The following is a 15,380-nucleotide window of genomic DNA, read 5'->3' on the forward strand; positions in this document are numbered from 1 at the left end:
AACAGCCACCCGGCCCGATTGAAAATCCGGGCTAGCCTTCAGGTATCTCCCTGAGCAAGGACGCTCACGATGCTTGCCATATCGCGCCTGTCTGGTTTTTTCCTGCTGTTTTCCATCCACCTCGGCGCCTTCGCTGACGATTGCCCGGACTGGGCTGCCGACCGGGCCCGAAGCGAAATCGCCGCCCTGCAACAGCAGATCGATCAGTGGGACGACGCCTATCACCGCGAAGGCCGCTCGCTGATCGCCGACGAACTTTATGACCAGTCCCGCATCCGGCTCGGCGAATGGCGCCAGTGCTTCAAACTGCCCTCACCGACCAGGCCGTTCCGCACCGCATCAGGTCCGGTCGCGCATCCAATCGTCCACACCGGCCTCGACAAGCTTCACGATGCAGCAAGCGTCGAAGCATGGCTGCGTAACCGCAAAGAGGTCTGGGTACAGCCCAAGGTCGATGGCGTGGCCGTCACGCTGATCTACCGCGCCGGACGGTTACAACAGGCGATCAGTCGCGGCGACGGCGTTCGCGGGCAGGACTGGACGGCCTCGGCGCAGAAGATCAACGCCATTCCCCGACAGCTGACACAACCTCTGGATCTGTCGGTGCAGGGTGAACTCTATTGGCGACTCAACGACCATATCCAGGCCCGCACCGGCAGTGCCAACGCCCGCGCGACCGTTGCCGGCCTGATGGGACGCAAGGACTTGAGCGTCGAACAGGCAGCGGGTATCGGGCTTTTCGTGTGGGACTGGCCGTTGGGACCGAACACCCTGAAAGAACGAATCACCGGGCTGACGACACTGGGCTTCGCCACGACGGAACCTTACAGCCAACCCGTCGGTGGTCTTGCCGACGCGCAAAAGTGGCGCGATCACTGGTATCACTCGCCATTGCCGTTCGCCAGTGACGGCATTGTCTTGCGGCAGAGCCAGCGTCCTCCCGCCGAACGCTGGCAGGCGCGCTCACCCTATTGGGCCGTGGCCTGGAAATACCCGTTCGCCCAGGTATTGGCCGATGTGCGCAAGGTCGATTTCAAGGTCGGCCGCACCGGGCGTATCACTCCCGTGCTGGAACTGGCGCCGGTCAGGCTCGATGACCGCCAGATCAGGCGAGTCAGCGTCAGCTCATTGAATCGTTGGCAGGAACTGGACATTCGTCCCGGTGATCAGGTGGCGATCAGCCTGGCAGGAATGACCATTCCGCGGCTCGACAGCGTTGTGCTGCGCAGCCCGGAGCGTGTCGAGCTCAAGGTGCCGCTCGCCAGTGACTTTCACTCCCTGAGCTGCTGGCAACCGACGCCCGGATGCGAGAGTCAATTCCTCGCGCGCCTGACCTGGCTTGGCGGCAAACAGGGACTGGCACTGCCCCATGTCGGTCGCGGTACGTGGGAGAAACTTCTGGAAACAGGCCGACTGAACAGCCTGCTGGATTGGCTGACCCTCGACGAGCCAGAGCTTGCTAAGATTGCCGGCCTCGGCGAGCGCAGCAGTGCTCGCCTGCTTCACAGTTTTCACAGTGCTCGCCAGCGGCCGTTCACCCAGTGGCTCAAAGCCCTCGGACTGCCGCCAACCGGTCAGGCCACCCTGGCTGATTCATGGCAAGCGCTGGCACAACGAAATACCGAACAATGGCAGGCAGAACCCGGAATCGGCCCCGGTCGTGCGGCGCAATTGAGCGCCTTTTTCCGCGACCCGCAGGTACTGGCCCTGAGTGAAACCTTGCGCACCGCCGGAATCGACGGTTTCTGAACATGCATCCCGGTACGCCGGGAACCCAACGGTCGGCGAGGCGCTCCAACAGCGCAGTGCTTCCCCGACCCGATTGCCCTTGCACATGGAGCTTTTATGAAATTTCTCGCACCGCTCGCCCTGCTGACTCTTTGCGGCGCAATGGCCGCCTCCGCGATGGCTGGCGAAGACGCCCCGGGCCTGACCGGTTGTGCCGCCAAGAAGCAAGGCATCATCAATCAGATCGAACAGGCCAAATCCCGTGGCAATGCTGACCAGCAGGCTGGCCTCGAAACCGCCCTGCGCGAAGTCACCGAACACTGCACCGATGCCGGCCTGAAGAAGGAACGCGAAAACAAGGTGCTCGATGCCAAGCATGAAGTGAGCAAGCGCCAGGCCGACCTCGACAAGGCCATGAAGAAAGGCGACCCGGAGAAAATCGACAAGCGCAAGAACAAGCTCGCCGAATCGCGCAAGGAATTGCAGGACGCGCTGGACGAACTGGACAAGTGATCCGGCAGGCCATAGGCGGTGAAGGAGCCTTCTCCGTCACCGCACATCAGGATCAATGATCCCGAAACTCTTTATGACAGGCACTGCAGGCATCTTCGACCTTCTGCACCGCCGGCCCAAGGTTGCTGGCCTTGTAAGGCTGAACCTTGCTGGCGATCACCAGCTCACCGGTGGCGGCCTCAAGAGTGCGGGCCATTTCCTGGAAACGTGCCTGTCGCTGCCAGACATCGTCCCTGGCGCTGGTGTGATCTTCTTCGCGCACCGAAGGGAAATGCTTCCACGGTTCATGGGACAGCGCATCGAGCTTGATCGCGCCCTCCGTGAATTTCGGCCCGTCGAAGGGAATGCGTCCGCGCAGCATGCCGCCCAGGTCTTCGCCGGTTTTGAGCATCTGCTTGAAGATCGCCTTGCGCTGACCCAGCGGAGAGTTGGGATCGACACCGCCACAGGCGGACAAGGTCAGACAGGCCAGCAATACAACAGAAATTCTTTTGAGAGTCATGGTGGCTTCAGGTCACGGAATTCGGCGGCCAGTATCCTCGCGTCACCGCCAAACACCAATAGCCCTATTAACAATACGGGTTGCTGGCGCGCATGGAGCACGCAGCAACCGACACAGGAAATTCTCCATGAACAGCCGTTTCAAGGCCTGGCGTCACCCGCTCGTCGCTACCCTGCCGCTGCTGGCGATCCTCGCCGGCTGCACCGGCGGCGACAGTGCCAAGCCGAAAACCCACGCACTGGCCACTTACTCCAGCGCCACCTGGGAATCTCTGCCTGCGGTTTCCGACAGCGATCTGGTGGCCGGTTTCGGTTCGTGGCGCAGCGCCTGCACCCGGCTCAAGGCTGACCCGATCTGGGGCGCCACCTGCGCAGCGGCAGCCAATGTGCCGCAAAGCGCCGGCGACATTCGCAGCTTCCTCAAACAGAACCTCGACGTCTTTGGCCTGCGCGCCGAAAACGACAATCCCAACGGCCTGATCACCGGCTACTACGAACCGGTCTATCCCGGCAGCCTGACGCAGACCGCCACTGCCAACGTACCGGTGTATGGCGTGCCGGAGGACATGATCATTGTTTCGCTGGACAGCATTTACCCGGAACTGAAAGGCAAGCGCCTGCGCGGACGCCTCGAAGGTCGGGTACTCAAGCCTTACGACGACGCCGCGACCATCGAGAGCAAAGGGGTGAAGGCACCGGTGGTGGCCTGGCTGACCGATCCGATGAACCTGCAATTTCTGCAGATCCAGGGCTCAGGGCGGATTCAGACCGATGACGGCCGACAGCTGCGTATCGCCTACGCCGACCAGAACGGTCACCCATACCGTCCGATAGGACGCTGGCTGGTGGAACAGGGCGAGTTGAAGAAAGAAGACGTGACCATGGGCGCGATCAGCAACTGGGCCAAGGCCAACCCGTCGCGTATCCCGGAACTGCTGGGAAGCAATCCGAGTTATGTGTTCTTCACCCGCAACCCGGACAGCAACGAAGGCCCGCGCGGCTCGTTGAATGTGCCGCTGACCGCCGGTTACAGCGCGGCGGTGGATCGCAAGGTGATTCCGCTGGGAAGCCTGCTGTGGCTGTCGACCACCCGCCCGGATGGCACGGCGCTGGTACGCCCGGTGGCGGCGCAGGATACCGGCGGTGCGATTGCCGGCGAGGTTCGTGCGGATCTGTTCTGGGGCACCGGCGATGCCGCCGGGCAACTGGCCGGCGACATGAAGCAGCAGGGGCAGATCTGGATGCTCTGGCCGAAAGGCGCGGCATTGCCGCAAGTGCCGCAGGTGGCCGACAAGCAATAAGCGCTGCGCGAAGGATCGCCGGCCTCGTCAGCCTGCGATCCTTCCAGCTTCAGATTGAAACGAAGAAGAAACTGGCAATCAGCCCCATCCCGACAAACCAAACCAGCGACCGCAGAATCGCCCAGTCCGCCAGGTAGCAAATGATGTAGAGCAGGCGACTGGTGATGAACAGCACTGCCAGCACATTGACCGTCACCAGCTCCGCCGTGCCCACCAGGTGCGCGACGATTACTGCCGCCGCAAAGGCCGGTGTCACTTCAAAACTGTTCAATTGCGCCGCATGGGCCCGTCGGGCCACGCCGTTCAGGCTTTCCAGGAAGTCCCGGGGATCGTGATTGTCACTGAGCCGGTAACCACCGACAGCCTTGGCCACGCCCGTGCACACGTAGGGCAGAAAAATCGCAATGAAAACGCACCACAGAGCCACCGTCATAACGCCGTCCTTCTTCAGTTTTTAGAGTGTTGGCGGGTCAGAACTTCATCACCAGCATGCCGATCAGCACCAGCCCACAGGCTAAGAGCCGTGGCCGGCCGAAAGGTTCTTTCAGGTAGCGCATGCCGAACAGCACCACGAGAATCACGCTGATTTCACGCAACGCCGCCGCTTCAGCAATCGACCCCAACTGCATCGCCCACAGCACCAGAGCGTAGCTGAACAACACGCAGAACCCGACTGCCAGCCCCAGCTTCCATTGTTCGCGCCAGAACTGCAGAAACGCCGGCCGCCTGGCGACCCACGCCAGCATCGGGAACGGCCAGGCGCTGAGAAGCGTGACCCAGACCAGGTAATCCAGCGGATGCGACCAGCGCCGCAAGGCCTGGCCATCGATGTAGGTGTAACAACCGATGCACAGCCCGATCAGCGCCACCACCGGCAGCATCGACCATGGCAAGTGTTTCCCGCCACCGCCCTGCCAGAGCAGGCAGGCCATGCCCAGCGGGATCAGCATGATTCCGAAGATCTGCTGGGTGGTCAGCACTTCACCGGCGAAGATCAGGGTCAGCGCCAGCACCACCAATGGCGACAATCCGCGCATCAACGGGTAGACCAGCCCCAGGTCGCCGACCCGATAGGCCTGGATCAACAGATAGCGATACAGCAGCTCGAACGCCGCCGAGGCCAGAATCCACGGCCAGATTTCTGCCGGCGGCAAGCTTATGAAAGGAAACGCCAGCGCCACGAACAACAGCGCCACGGTGTCCATGCAGGCCACCACCAGCAGGCGCTCGGCGCTGAATTTGATCAGGGTATTCCATGCGGCGTGCAGCAGCGCCGCCATCAACACCAGAACTGTCGCCAGCACGTCCCGCTCCTTCATGCCTGCTGTTGAACCTGAGCCACTTGATCAGGTCTTTGCTTCGCGATGTGTCAGGTGATGTTTATACGTCAAGTGACCTCGATACACCCGGTCATGCGCAGACAAAATCCCGAAAATCCTGCCCGGAACACGCAACTGTGCCCCCGCCCGGTGTCTACCCATCCAACCCTTGCGCCCTCGAACCGGCGCGCTGTCTTTTCACCTCCCATCCAAAGGACCCCGGATGCTTGAACTTGTCGCCGCATTCATCTGCCTCACCACCCTGCTGACCTTCGTGAATTTCCGCTTCATCGGTTTGCCTCCGACCATCGGCGTGATGGTGACCGCTCTGATGTTTTCCCTGCTGCTGCAAGGCCTGAGCCTGCTCGGTTATCCCGGCCTTGAAGAACGCGTGCAGCAACTGATCGGCCAGATCGACTTCGGTGATCTGCTGATGAACTGGATGCTGTCGTTCCTGCTGTTCGCCGGCGCCCTGCACGTCAACCTGAACGACCTGCGCAGCTACCGCTGGCCCATCGGTCTGCTGGCAACTTTCGGTGTGCTGATCGCCACCGCCGTGATCGGCAGCCTCGCCTACTACATCTTCGCCCTGTTCGGCTGGCACGTGAGCTTCCTCTACTGCCTGTTGTTCGGCGCACTGATTTCCCCGACCGACCCGATCGCGGTGCTCGGCGTGTTGCGCACCGCCAATGCCTCGAAACCGTTGAAGACCACCATCGTCGGCGAGTCGCTGTTCAACGACGGCACCGCCGTGGTGGTGTTCACCGTGTTGCTGGGCATCGCACAACTGGGCGAAACCCCGACCATCGGCGCCACCGCCCTGCTGTTTGCCCATGAAGCCATCGGCGGCGTGCTGTTCGGCGGCCTGATCGGTTATCTGGTGTACCTGATGATCAAGAGCATCGAGCAGCACCAGATCGAAGTCATGCTGACCCTGGCGCTGGTCATCGGCGGCTCGGCGATGGCCACCGAGTTGCACGTTTCGGCGCCGATTGCGATGGTGGTCGCTGGTCTGATCATCGGTAACCTCGGTCGCAATCTGGCAATGAACGACATGACGCGCAAATACCTGGACGGTTTCTGGGAATTGCTCGACGACATGCTCAACGCCCTGCTGTTTGCGCTGATCGGTCTGGAGCTGTTGCTGCTGCCGTTCAACTGGCTGCACGTGGCAGCGGCAAGTTTGCTGGCGCTGGCGATTCTGCTGTCGCGCCTGCTCACCGTGGCACCTGCCATTGTCCTGTTGCGCCGCTGGCGCACGGTGCCGCGCGGCACTATCCGGATCCTGACCTGGGGTGGTTTGCGCGGCGGCGTTTCGGTGGCCCTGGCCCTGGCCCTGCCGCTGGGTACGGAGCGCGATCTGCTGCTGAGCATCACCTACATCGTGGTGCTGTCATCGATCCTGTTGCAGGGCCTGACCATCGGCAAACTGGTCCGGCACGCCACCCGAGATGAACCGGCGACCACCGCCGAACCGACGCACCACTGATCATTTTCTGATCTGCTGCGGATCAGGCTTTTCGGCCTGATCCGCCGATTCTTTCGGCGCACCGCTTTCGCTGCGGATCTGCGCATGGCTGATCAGGGCGAAGATGAAACTGCCGCCGATGATGTTCCCCGCCAGGGTCGGCCCGGCAAACACCGCCCAGAAATCACGCCACGGCAACTCGCCGGCAAACACCAGATACGACACCTCCGCCGAACCCACTACGATGTGCGTGAAGTCGCCCAGCGCCATGAGGTAGGTGATGAGGATGATGATCCACACCTTCGCGCTTTCCATGGACGGGATCATCCAGACCATGGTGGCGATCATCCAGCCGGAAACGATGCCCTTGGCGAACATCTGGCCGGCATGGTTTTCCATGACCTTGCGACCGATTTCGAGGAAGGCGATGTCGGTCTTGCTGTCGAAGATCGGCAGTTCCAGCATCACGTAGGCCACCAGAATCGTGCCGCACAGGTTGCCGAACAGCACGACTGTCCAGAGCCGGATCAGCCGCCCAAAATTGCCGAGCGTCGGTTTGGTCATGACCGGCAGAACGGCGGTCAGGGTGTTTTCGGTAAACAGCTGCTGGCGAGCCAGGATCACCGCGAGAAAACCTGCGCAGTAGCCAAAGCTGGCGATCACCTTGAATTCGTCGCCCTCGGGCAGACGGGAGTTGAGTAACCCCATGCCCATCAGCGACAGGCCCATGGTCAGCCCGGCCGCCAGCGCCGACCACCACAACGCGGCCATGCTGCGGTCCAGTTCCTGATCGCCCTGTTTGCGGATGATTTCATGCAGGACCGCCGCCCGGGGCGGCTGGTTTTTCTCGACTTCGTGTTGTTCCTTGGCCGAGAGGTCAGGGTTCTTGCCTTCTGTTGGTGTAGTCATGGCGGGAAACCGGTGGCGGGGTCATAAGGCTACGACACACGCCGCCCGGCTTCGGTTCTGTGGAGTGCGCCGATTACTCGGTAACGGGCACGTCATCCTTGAACTGGTCTTTGACGTACTTGATCTCGGTCCGCCCATGCGGCGCCGGCAGGCCGTCTTCGCCAAGGTTGACGAAGACCATTTTCTCGACGGTCAGGATGCTTTTGCGGGTGATCTTGTTGCGCACTTCGCAGGTCAGGGTGATCGAGGTGCGACCGAACTCGGTGGCGGTGATGCCCAGTTCGATGATGTCGCCCTGGCGCGAGGCGCTGACGAAGTTGATCTCGGAAATGTATTTGGTCACCACGCGCTGGTTGCCCAGTTGAACGATGGCGTAGATCGCTGCCTCTTCGTCGATCCAGCGCAGCAGGCTGCCGCCGAACAGGGTGCCGTTGGGGTTGAGGTCTTCGGGTTTTACCCACTTGCGGGTGTGGAAATTCATCTTCACTCCTGAGCGTCTTGCCGAATGATGGGGCCATCTTGGCAGACTGAGCGGTCATGCTCCATGAGGCTTCTACTATGGTCGCGATTGGCGATCTTCATCTGGCCGACAGAAACCCTTTGGAAGATCAGTCCAGACGGCTATAATCGCCCCCGTTTCAAAACGGTAACCTTCACTTGATACCGTTTTCCCGCCACCTGTCCGAGGGGCGCTGCAGCAGGTTCAACCTGTCAGGCTCGGATGGGGCGTTGACCGGCTCAGGCCGGACACTAAACGCACAACGGCGCCCATTCGCATACATTACGAATGGAGGCTCTCATGAGCGCTGTTATCACGCCTGCAGATTTTAACGATTACAAAGTTGCCGACATGTCCCTGGCTGCCTGGGGCCGTCGCGAAACCATCATCGCCGAGTCGGAAATGCCGGCCCTGATGGGTCTGCGCCGCAAGTACGCTTCCGAGCAGCCGCTCAAGGGCGCAAAAATCCTCGGCTGCATCCACATGACCATTCAGACCGCCGTGCTGATCGAAACCCTGGTTGCCCTGGGTGCCGAAGTGCGCTGGTCGTCCTGCAACATTTTCTCGACTCAGGATCAGGCCGCCGCGTCCATCGCCGCTGCCGGCATCCCGGTTTTCGCCTGGAAAGGTGAAACCGAAGAAGAGTACGAGTGGTGCCTGGAGCAGACCATCCTGAAGGATGGCAAGCCTTGGGACGCCAACATGATCCTCGACGACGGCGGCGACCTGACCGAGCTGCTGCACAAGAAATACCCACAGGTTCTGGACCGCGTTCACGGCGTGACCGAAGAAACCACCACCGGCGTTCACCGCCTGCTGGACATGCTGGCCAAGGGCGAACTGCGCATCCCGGCCATCAACGTCAACGACTCGGTGACCAAGTCCAAGAACGACAACAAGTACGGCTGCCGTCACAGCCTGAACGACGCCATCAAGCGCGGCACCGACCACCTGCTGTCCGGCAAGCAGGCGCTGGTCATCGGCTACGGTGACGTGGGCAAGGGTTCGGCCCAGTCCCTGCGTCAGGAAGGCATGATCGTCAAGGTCTCCGAAGTCGACCCGATCTGCGCCATGCAAGCCTGCATGGACGGTTTCGAACTGGTTTCGCCGTTCATCGACGGTATCAACGACGGCACCGAAGCGAGCATCGACAAGGCGCTGCTGGGCAAGATCGACCTGATCGTGACCACCACCGGTAACGTCAACGTTTGCGACGCAAACATGCTCAAAGCCCTTAAGAAGCGCGCCGTTGTCTGCAACATCGGTCACTTCGACAACGAAATCGACACCGCTTTCATGCGCAAGAACTGGGCATGGGAAGAAGTGAAGCCACAGGTACACAAGATCCACCGTACCGGCCCTGGCGCATTCGATGCGCAGAACGACGACTACCTGATCCTGCTGGCCGAAGGTCGTCTGGTGAACCTGGGCAACGCCACCGGTCACCCGAGCCGCATCATGGACGGTTCGTTCGCCAACCAGGTTCTGGCGCAGATCTTCCTGTTCGGCCAGAAGTACGCCGACCTGTCGCCCGCCCAGAAAGCCGAGCGCCTGACCGTTGAAGTACTGCCGAAGAAACTCGACGAAGAAGTGGCCCTGGAAATGGTTCGCGGCTTCGGTGGCGTGGTCACCAAACTGACCAAGCAACAGGCTGACTACATCGGCGTGACCGTCGAAGGCCCGTTCAAGCCGCACGCTTACCGCTACTAAGAGCCAAGAGCAGCTGCGAGTTTCAAGCTTCAAGCGGCAAGCAAGGTCAAAAGCCGGGCTTGCCGTACGGAGCTTGAAGCTCTGCCCCTATTTCAAAACAGTTTCAGGCAGCAGGTTTCACGCACGAGAGATCAGCGCACCTCCGCTTCTCTCGAAGCTTGTAGCTTGCCGCTCGTAACTGGAGGTCCCCCGATGTCCCAGGAACGTCGCTACAGCTTCGAGTTCTTCCCGACCAAGACCGATGCCGGGCATGAAAAACTGCTTGCCACTGCCCGTCAGCTGGCCACCTACAATCCCGACTTCTTTTCCTGCACCTACGGCGCGGGCGGTTCGACCCGTGACCGCACGCTGAACACCGTGCTGCAGCTGGAAAGCGAAGTCAAAATCCCCGCCGCCCCGCACCTGTCGTGCGTCGGCGACAGCAAGGACGACCTGCGCGGCCTGCTGAACGAGTACAAGGCTGCCGGCATCAAGCGCATCGTCGCCCTGCGTGGCGACCTGCCATCCGGCATGGGCATGACCAGCGGCGAGTTGCGTCACGCCAATGAACTGGTCGAATTCATTCGTGAAGAAACCGGCAATCATTTCCACGTCGAAGTCGCCGCCTACCCGGAGATGCATCCGCAGGCGCGCAACTATGAAGACGATCTCGCCAACTTCGTGCGCAAGGCCCGCGCCGGCGCCGACAGTGCGATCACCCAGTACTTCTTCAACGCCGACAGTTATTTCTACTTCGTCGACCGTTTGCAGGCGCTGGGCGTGGACATTCCGGTCGTTCCGGGGATCATGCCGATCACCAACTACAGCAAGCTCGCACGCTTCTCCGATGCCTGCGGTGCGGAAATTCCGCGCTGGATCCGCAAGCAACTGGAAGCCTACGGCGATGACAGCCAAAGCATTCAGCGCTTTGGCGAACAGGTCGTCAGCGAAATGTGCGAACGTCTGCTGCAAGGCGGTGCACCCGGCCTGCACTTCTACTCCATGAACCAGGCCGAACCCAGCCTGGCGATCTGGAACAATCTGAAGCTGCCGCGCTGAGACCGCATCACGGCTCACGTTGAACGTTTCATGCAACATCGGAAGATCGCAAGTTTCGACAGTTCCCGTGGGGTTGTCGCCACTGCGATCTTTTGCTTTCAAGGCCCGAAACAGAGCTTCTGCAGCCAGTTTCTGGCTCTTTGGCGTTTCTCGTCGTAATCTCAAGTCATGCCTTTGATCACGCAGTTATTCGCCGTGCTGGTTTTTGCTTGCCTGAGCTTTGCGGCTCGAGGCGAAAAGCTGCGTATCGTCACCGAACCCTGGGCACCGTACGTGTACGAAGCCGACGGCAAGAAGCTCGGTCTGGACTTCGAAACCACCGCCATCGTGTTCAAGCGCCTGGGAATCGACGTCGAATGGCAATTCCTGCCCTGGAAACGCTGCCTGTCGATGCTCGAAACCGGCCAGGCGGACGGTGCGCTGGACATCTTTCACAGCGACGAACGAGACGCCACCCTCCTCTACCCCAGCGAACCGTTGTCGGACGTGGAATTCGTGATGTTTTACGCCAACGAGCGACCGCACCCGTTTCGTACTCTGCAGGACCTCAAGGGTCTGACCATCGGCACCTCGCCAGGTTATCTGTACAGTCCGGACTTCAGCGAATCGACCCTGTTCAACCGGGAACCGGCCCCGACCCACGAAGCCAATTTCGGCAAACTGGTGCGTGGGCGCATCGACCTGCTGATCACCGATCGCCGCGTGGGTCAGCACTTGCTCGATGAATTGGATATTCGCGACCAGATCACCGAGAACCCCGTCGTCATCAGCCGCCAGAGCCAGTTTCTGGCCGTAAGGCGCAATGTCGGGATGGATTTGCTGGTGCAGCGCTTCGGCGCTGAACTCAAGCGTTTCAAGCGCGAGCCGGCCTATGCCGAACTGAGTACGCGCTACGGCGCAGCGCCGGTTCCGGGCAAACCGCTGAGCAGCGCCACCGCCAGCGGCAAAACCGTTGAGCAGCAGGAACGCGGCGCACAGTGATTGCTCTGTTATACTCCGGCGTTCCCGCCAGGCTCACGCCCGGACGCCCGGAACCGTAACAGGCCTCCCGCCCCGCTACAGCGCAGCTTTTCAGCCCGCGCGAGCGCTCCGGACGTGCCTTCGGTACCGCAGCAGGACCGGACGGGATTGCGTCCTCTTGAACGCCATTCGCGCCAGGCAAGACTCCCATTGGGCCAAGCCCTAACTGAAACAGGATTACTCATGTCCTTTGCTTCCCTCGGTCTCTCCGAGGCTTTGGTCCGCGCTATCGAAGACGCGGGCTATACCGAGCCTACTCCGGTGCAACAGCGGGCCATTCCCGCCGTGTTGCAAGGTCGCGACCTGATGGTTGCGGCACAGACAGGTACCGGTAAAACCGGCGGTTTCGCCCTTCCGATCCTGGAACGGCTGTTCCCCAACGGTCACCCGGACAAATCCCAGCGCCACGGCCCGCGCCAACCGCGCGTCCTGGTCCTGACCCCGACCCGCGAACTGGCGGCCCAGGTTCACGACAGCTTCAAGATCTACGCCCGTGACCTGAAATTCGTCAGCGCCTGCATTTTCGGCGGCGTCGGCATGAACCCGCAGGTCCAGGCCATGTCCCGTGGCGTGGACGTGCTGGTCGCCTGCCCGGGGCGTCTGCTCGACCTGTGCGGCCAGGGCAGCATCGACCTGTCCCACGTTGAAATCCTTGTGCTGGACGAAGCCGACCGCATGCTCGACATGGGCTTCGTCCATGACGTGAAGAAAGTCCTCGCCCGCCTGCCGGCCAAACGCCAGAACCTGCTGTTCTCGGCGACCTTCTCCAAAGACATCACCGACCTCGCCGGCAAGCTGCTGCACAACCCGGAACGCATCGAAGTGACGCCGCCGAACACCACGGTCGAGCGCATCGAACAACGCGTCTTCCGTCTGCCGGCCAGCCACAAGCGTGCCTTGCTGGCGCACCTGATCACCGCCGGCGCGTGGGAGCAGGTGCTGGTGTTCACCCGCACCAAGCACGGCGCCAACCGTCTGGCCGAGTACCTGGACAAACATGGCCTGCCGGCTGTAGCAATCCATGGCAACAAGAGCCAGAACGCCCGCACCAAGGCCCTGGCCGACTTCAAGGCCAATCAGGTGCGCGTCCTGGTCGCCACCGACATCGCGGCCCGCGGTCTGGACATCGACCAGTTGCCACATGTGGTCAACTACGAGCTGCCGAACGTTGATGAAGACTACGTGCACCGCATCGGTCGTACCGGCCGCGCCGGTCGTTCGGGCGAAGCGATCTCGCTGGTGGCACCGGACGAAGAAAAACTGCTGAAAAGCATCGAACGCATGACCAGACAGAAAATCGCCGACGGCGACCTGATGGGCTTCGATGCCAGCGCCATCGAGGCCGAGAAGCCGGAAGTGCGCGAGCGTCCGGACATGCGCAACTCCCGCAATGCCCGCGGCCCACGCGGTGACGGCTCGAATGGTGGTGGCCGCAAGGACAAGGGCAAGGACAAAGGCAAGGAAAAACCGGCCGGCGAACGTGGTGAGCGCAGTGAGCGTGGCGAGCGTCCGGCCCGTCAGCAGAAGCAGCGCGAGGGCACTCCGGCCCGTGAGTCGCGCCAGTCGAGCCAGCCGCCACGTCCTCCTGCCGATCGCGCACCGGATGAATTCCTCGACGACGATATCGATAACTTCGGCAACCGCGTCGACTACGTACCCAAACAGACGCCGGCCGCAGGTCGTGGCCGTCGCCCGGGTGGACAGGGTCAAGGTCAGGGCGCACCACGCAATGGCCAGTCCCAGGGCCGCAATGGTGGCCGCAACGGGAGCGGCTCGGGCAACGGAGCCTCCCAGGGCAAACGCAACGGTCCTCGCAACGGTGCTCCGCGTGATGGCCAGGGTCGTCGCGACGACAACTCGCGCAACCGCCGTCCGGCCCGTGACGATCAGCAACGTGGCGAACCGGCCGTGCAGAACCCGCGCAGCAGCGGCCCGAAGATCATGCACAAGGAATCGAAAATCGACCGTTTTCCGACGCCTGAGCAGCTCGATCAATTGCCAAGCCGCCCCCGCGGCGAAAAACCGGCCTTGCTGACCCGCAATCGCTGAGTTTCACCGGGCAATAAAAAACGCCCCCGGTCGCAAGACCGGGGGCGTTTTTTTGTATCCGGCGAAAATTACTTCGCTTTGACACCTTCGAACGAGATGTACAGGTCGACTTTGTCGGACTGCGGACCCAGATCCATCATCTTGCCGAAATCAGAGCGCTTGATGCTGGTGGTGCCTTCGAAGCCGGCACGGTAGCCGCCCCATGGATCCTTGCCTTCACCCAGGAAAGTGGCCTTGACCACGATCGGCTTGGTCACGCCGTGCAGGGTCAGGTCGCCGGTCACGTCGGCAGTGTCTTTGCCATCGGCGTTCTTGCCGGTGGATTTGACGCTGGTGGAGACGAACTTGGCATCAGCGAATTTGCCTACGTCCAGGAAGTCTTTGCTGGCGATGTGCTTGTCACGCTCGGCGTGGTTGGTGAACACACTGGCGGTCTTCACGTCGAACTCGATCTTGCTCTCTTCAGGCTTGGCCGCATCGAAGCTGAACTTGCCGCTGATGTCCTTGAAGGTACCGGTGATGAAGCTGTAGCCGAGGTGGCTGATCTTGAAGTCGACGAAGGCGTGCTGGCCTTCCTTGTCGACGGTGTAGTCAACGGCCATTGCGTTGGCGGACAGCACGGCGGAACCGATTGCCAGAGCGGCCAGAGTCTTTTTCAACATGCTTTCTTTTCCTTTGAGTCGAGGTTGAGCTTCAGGCTTTGCGACCGAGCATTCGAGTGAGGGTCGCATCACGATCGATAAAGTGGTGCTTCAATGCTGCCAACGCATGGAGACCGGAAAAAATTACCAGCGCCCATGCCAGGTAGAGATGAATCGCACCGGCGGTATCTGCCTGATCCGGTAGTCCGGAAACCAGGGCAGGAACTTCGAACAGGCCAAACACCGGAATCCCGACACCGTCTGCGGTGGAAATCAGGTAACCGGCAATCATCACGGCGAACAGCGCCAGGTACAAAAACCCGTGGCCGAACTTTGCGCCGATGCGGGTCATGCGGCTGTAGCTCTGCAGCGTGGGTGGCGGCGGGCTGACAAAACGCCACAATACCCGCAACACCATCACGCCCAGCAGCACCAGACCGATGCTCTTGTGCAGGTCAGGACCGGCCTTGCGCCAGGGATCGTAGTACCCGAGGTCAACCATCCACAGGCCGAGGCCGAACAATCCGAAGACCGCCAGTGCCACACCCCAGTGCATGAAGAGGCTGACCCAACCGTAGCGCGAAGAAGAGTTACGTAGCTGCATTGCCCAAATCCTGTGAGAACTGCGAACCAAGACTAGCGAGTTATCTATCGATTTAAAGCGGAAAATTTCGCTTTGAAATA

The 15,380-nt window shown here is 61.2% G+C and carries 15 protein-coding genes and 1 riboswitch; of the genes, 8 read left to right on the top strand and 7 right to left on the bottom strand.

Features of this window, described 5'->3' with window-relative positions; all coding sequences use genetic code 11:
* Nucleotides 1-69 precede the first annotated feature (69 nt).
* Nucleotides 70-1,749, top strand: coding sequence for an NAD-dependent DNA ligase LigB (gene ligB, locus NWV16_RS26500; RefSeq protein WP_260521339.1), 1,680 nt, complete (start codon nt 70-72; stop codon nt 1,747-1,749).
* Nucleotides 1,750-1,845: 96 nt separating this feature from the next.
* A complete protein-coding gene (locus NWV16_RS26505) occupies nt 1,846-2,241 on the top strand; it encodes a DUF1090 domain-containing protein (RefSeq protein ID WP_065261835.1) in 396 nt (131 codons plus the stop codon).
* A 52-nt stretch (nt 2,242-2,293) separates the two neighbouring features.
* Here NWV16_RS26505 and NWV16_RS26510 read toward each other — a convergent pair whose 3' ends face one another.
* Nucleotides 2,294-2,743 carry a cytochrome c gene (locus NWV16_RS26510; RefSeq protein ID WP_260521340.1) on the bottom strand — a complete coding sequence of 150 codons (450 nt, stop codon included), beginning with the start codon at nt 2,741-2,743 and terminating at the stop codon, nt 2,294-2,296.
* 127 nt (nt 2,744-2,870) lie between these two features.
* Between NWV16_RS26510 and NWV16_RS26515 the strand changes: the two genes are divergently transcribed.
* On the top strand, nt 2,871-4,043 hold the full coding sequence (locus NWV16_RS26515) for a murein transglycosylase A (protein ID WP_260521341.1): 1,173 nt from the start codon (nt 2,871-2,873) through the stop codon (nt 4,041-4,043).
* Between the two features lie 49 nt (nt 4,044-4,092).
* Here the strand turns inward: NWV16_RS26515 and NWV16_RS26520 are convergent, their stop codons facing one another.
* Together NWV16_RS26520 and NWV16_RS26525 are read right to left on the bottom strand one after the other, a co-directional pair.
* On the bottom strand, nt 4,093-4,476 hold the full coding sequence (locus tag NWV16_RS26520) for an MAPEG family protein (RefSeq protein ID WP_260521342.1): 384 nt from the start codon (nt 4,474-4,476) through the stop codon (nt 4,093-4,095).
* 37 nt (nt 4,477-4,513) lie between these two features.
* Complete coding sequence (locus NWV16_RS26525; RefSeq protein WP_260521343.1) at nt 4,514-5,347, bottom strand: EamA family transporter; 834 nt, start codon at nt 5,345-5,347, stop codon at nt 4,514-4,516.
* 238 nt (nt 5,348-5,585) lie between these two features.
* Between NWV16_RS26525 and NWV16_RS26530 the strand changes: the two genes are divergently transcribed.
* Nucleotides 5,586-6,851 (top strand): cation:proton antiporter, encoded by a 1,266-nt coding sequence (locus NWV16_RS26530; RefSeq protein WP_260521344.1) that lies wholly within the window; start codon nt 5,586-5,588, stop codon nt 6,849-6,851.
* Here NWV16_RS26530 and NWV16_RS26535 read toward each other — a convergent pair whose 3' ends face one another.
* Both NWV16_RS26535 and NWV16_RS26540 read right to left on the bottom strand, forming a co-directional pair.
* Nucleotides 6,852-7,739, bottom strand: a complete 888-nt coding sequence (locus NWV16_RS26535; protein WP_260521345.1) for a formate/nitrite transporter family protein — start codon at nt 7,737-7,739, stop codon at nt 6,852-6,854. It lies immediately after the preceding gene.
* A gap of 73 nt (nt 7,740-7,812) precedes the next feature.
* A complete protein-coding gene (locus NWV16_RS26540) occupies nt 7,813-8,220 on the bottom strand; it encodes an acyl-CoA thioesterase (RefSeq protein WP_134334142.1) in 408 nt (135 codons plus the stop codon).
* Between the two features lie 197 nt (nt 8,221-8,417).
* Nucleotides 8,418-8,516: riboswitch (S-adenosyl-L-homocysteine riboswitch) on the top strand.
* Between the two features lie 22 nt (nt 8,517-8,538).
* On the opposite strand from NWV16_RS26540, the gene ahcY reads away from it, so the two are divergent.
* From ahcY to NWV16_RS26560, 4 genes are all read left to right on the top strand, one after another.
* Nucleotides 8,539-9,948 carry an adenosylhomocysteinase gene (gene ahcY, locus NWV16_RS26545; protein ID WP_065261843.1) on the top strand — a complete coding sequence of 470 codons (1,410 nt, stop codon included), beginning with the start codon at nt 8,539-8,541 and terminating at the stop codon, nt 9,946-9,948.
* Nucleotides 9,949-10,140: 192 nt separating this feature from the next.
* Nucleotides 10,141-10,986, top strand: a complete 846-nt coding sequence (gene metF / locus NWV16_RS26550) for a methylenetetrahydrofolate reductase [NAD(P)H] (protein WP_260521346.1) — start codon at nt 10,141-10,143, stop codon at nt 10,984-10,986.
* A gap of 168 nt (nt 10,987-11,154) precedes the next feature.
* Nucleotides 11,155-11,967: an ABC transporter substrate-binding protein gene (locus tag NWV16_RS26555; protein ID WP_260521347.1), complete on the top strand. Its 813-nt coding sequence runs from the start codon at nt 11,155-11,157 to the stop codon at nt 11,965-11,967.
* A 222-nt stretch (nt 11,968-12,189) separates the two neighbouring features.
* Nucleotides 12,190-14,055, top strand: coding sequence for a DEAD/DEAH box helicase (locus tag NWV16_RS26560; RefSeq protein ID WP_260521348.1), 1,866 nt, complete (start codon nt 12,190-12,192; stop codon nt 14,053-14,055).
* Between the two features lie 68 nt (nt 14,056-14,123).
* Here the strand turns inward: NWV16_RS26560 and NWV16_RS26565 are convergent, their stop codons facing one another.
* Both NWV16_RS26565 and NWV16_RS26570 read right to left on the bottom strand, forming a co-directional pair.
* Nucleotides 14,124-14,717, bottom strand: a complete 594-nt coding sequence (locus NWV16_RS26565; protein WP_260521349.1) for a YceI family protein — start codon at nt 14,715-14,717, stop codon at nt 14,124-14,126.
* 31 nt (nt 14,718-14,748) lie between these two features.
* The gene (locus tag NWV16_RS26570) at nt 14,749-15,300 is read right to left on the bottom strand and encodes a cytochrome b (RefSeq protein WP_260521350.1); all 552 of its coding nucleotides are present in this window, start codon (nt 15,298-15,300) and stop codon (nt 14,749-14,751) included.
* Nucleotides 15,301-15,380: the final 80 nt, after the last annotated feature.

Origin of the sequence: Pseudomonas sp. BW7P1 (assembly GCF_024981055.1) — a bacterium.
GTDB classification, from domain to species: domain Bacteria; phylum Pseudomonadota; class Gammaproteobacteria; order Pseudomonadales; family Pseudomonadaceae; genus Aquipseudomonas; species Aquipseudomonas bananamidigenes.

Bases quoted from the DNA above. Each gene is read 5' to 3' on its own strand.
- metF (WP_260521346.1), top strand. From the start codon at position 10,141: ATGTCCCAGGAACGTCGCTACAGCTTCGAGTTCTTCCCGACCAAGACC.
- NWV16_RS26535 (WP_260521345.1), bottom strand. From the start codon at position 7,739: ATGACTACACCAACAGAAGGCAAGAACCCTGACCTCTCGGCCAAGGAA.
- NWV16_RS26540 (WP_134334142.1), bottom strand. From the start codon at position 8,220: ATGAATTTCCACACCCGCAAGTGGGTAAAACCCGAAGACCTCAACCCC.
- NWV16_RS26570 (WP_260521350.1), bottom strand. From the start codon at position 15,300: ATGCAGCTACGTAACTCTTCTTCGCGCTACGGTTGGGTCAGCCTCTTC.
- NWV16_RS26505 (WP_065261835.1), top strand. From the start codon at position 1,846: ATGAAATTTCTCGCACCGCTCGCCCTGCTGACTCTTTGCGGCGCAATG.
- NWV16_RS26520 (WP_260521342.1), bottom strand. From the start codon at position 4,476: ATGACGGTGGCTCTGTGGTGCGTTTTCATTGCGATTTTTCTGCCCTAC.
- ligB (WP_260521339.1), top strand. From the start codon at position 70: ATGCTTGCCATATCGCGCCTGTCTGGTTTTTTCCTGCTGTTTTCCATC.
- NWV16_RS26510 (WP_260521340.1), bottom strand. From the start codon at position 2,743: ATGACTCTCAAAAGAATTTCTGTTGTATTGCTGGCCTGTCTGACCTTG.
- NWV16_RS26530 (WP_260521344.1), top strand. From the start codon at position 5,586: ATGCTTGAACTTGTCGCCGCATTCATCTGCCTCACCACCCTGCTGACC.
- NWV16_RS26560 (WP_260521348.1), top strand. From the start codon at position 12,190: ATGTCCTTTGCTTCCCTCGGTCTCTCCGAGGCTTTGGTCCGCGCTATC.
- ahcY (WP_065261843.1), top strand. From the start codon at position 8,539: ATGAGCGCTGTTATCACGCCTGCAGATTTTAACGATTACAAAGTTGCC.
- NWV16_RS26515 (WP_260521341.1), top strand. From the start codon at position 2,871: ATGAACAGCCGTTTCAAGGCCTGGCGTCACCCGCTCGTCGCTACCCTG.
- NWV16_RS26565 (WP_260521349.1), bottom strand. From the start codon at position 14,717: ATGTTGAAAAAGACTCTGGCCGCTCTGGCAATCGGTTCCGCCGTGCTG.
- NWV16_RS26555 (WP_260521347.1), top strand. From the start codon at position 11,155: ATGCCTTTGATCACGCAGTTATTCGCCGTGCTGGTTTTTGCTTGCCTG.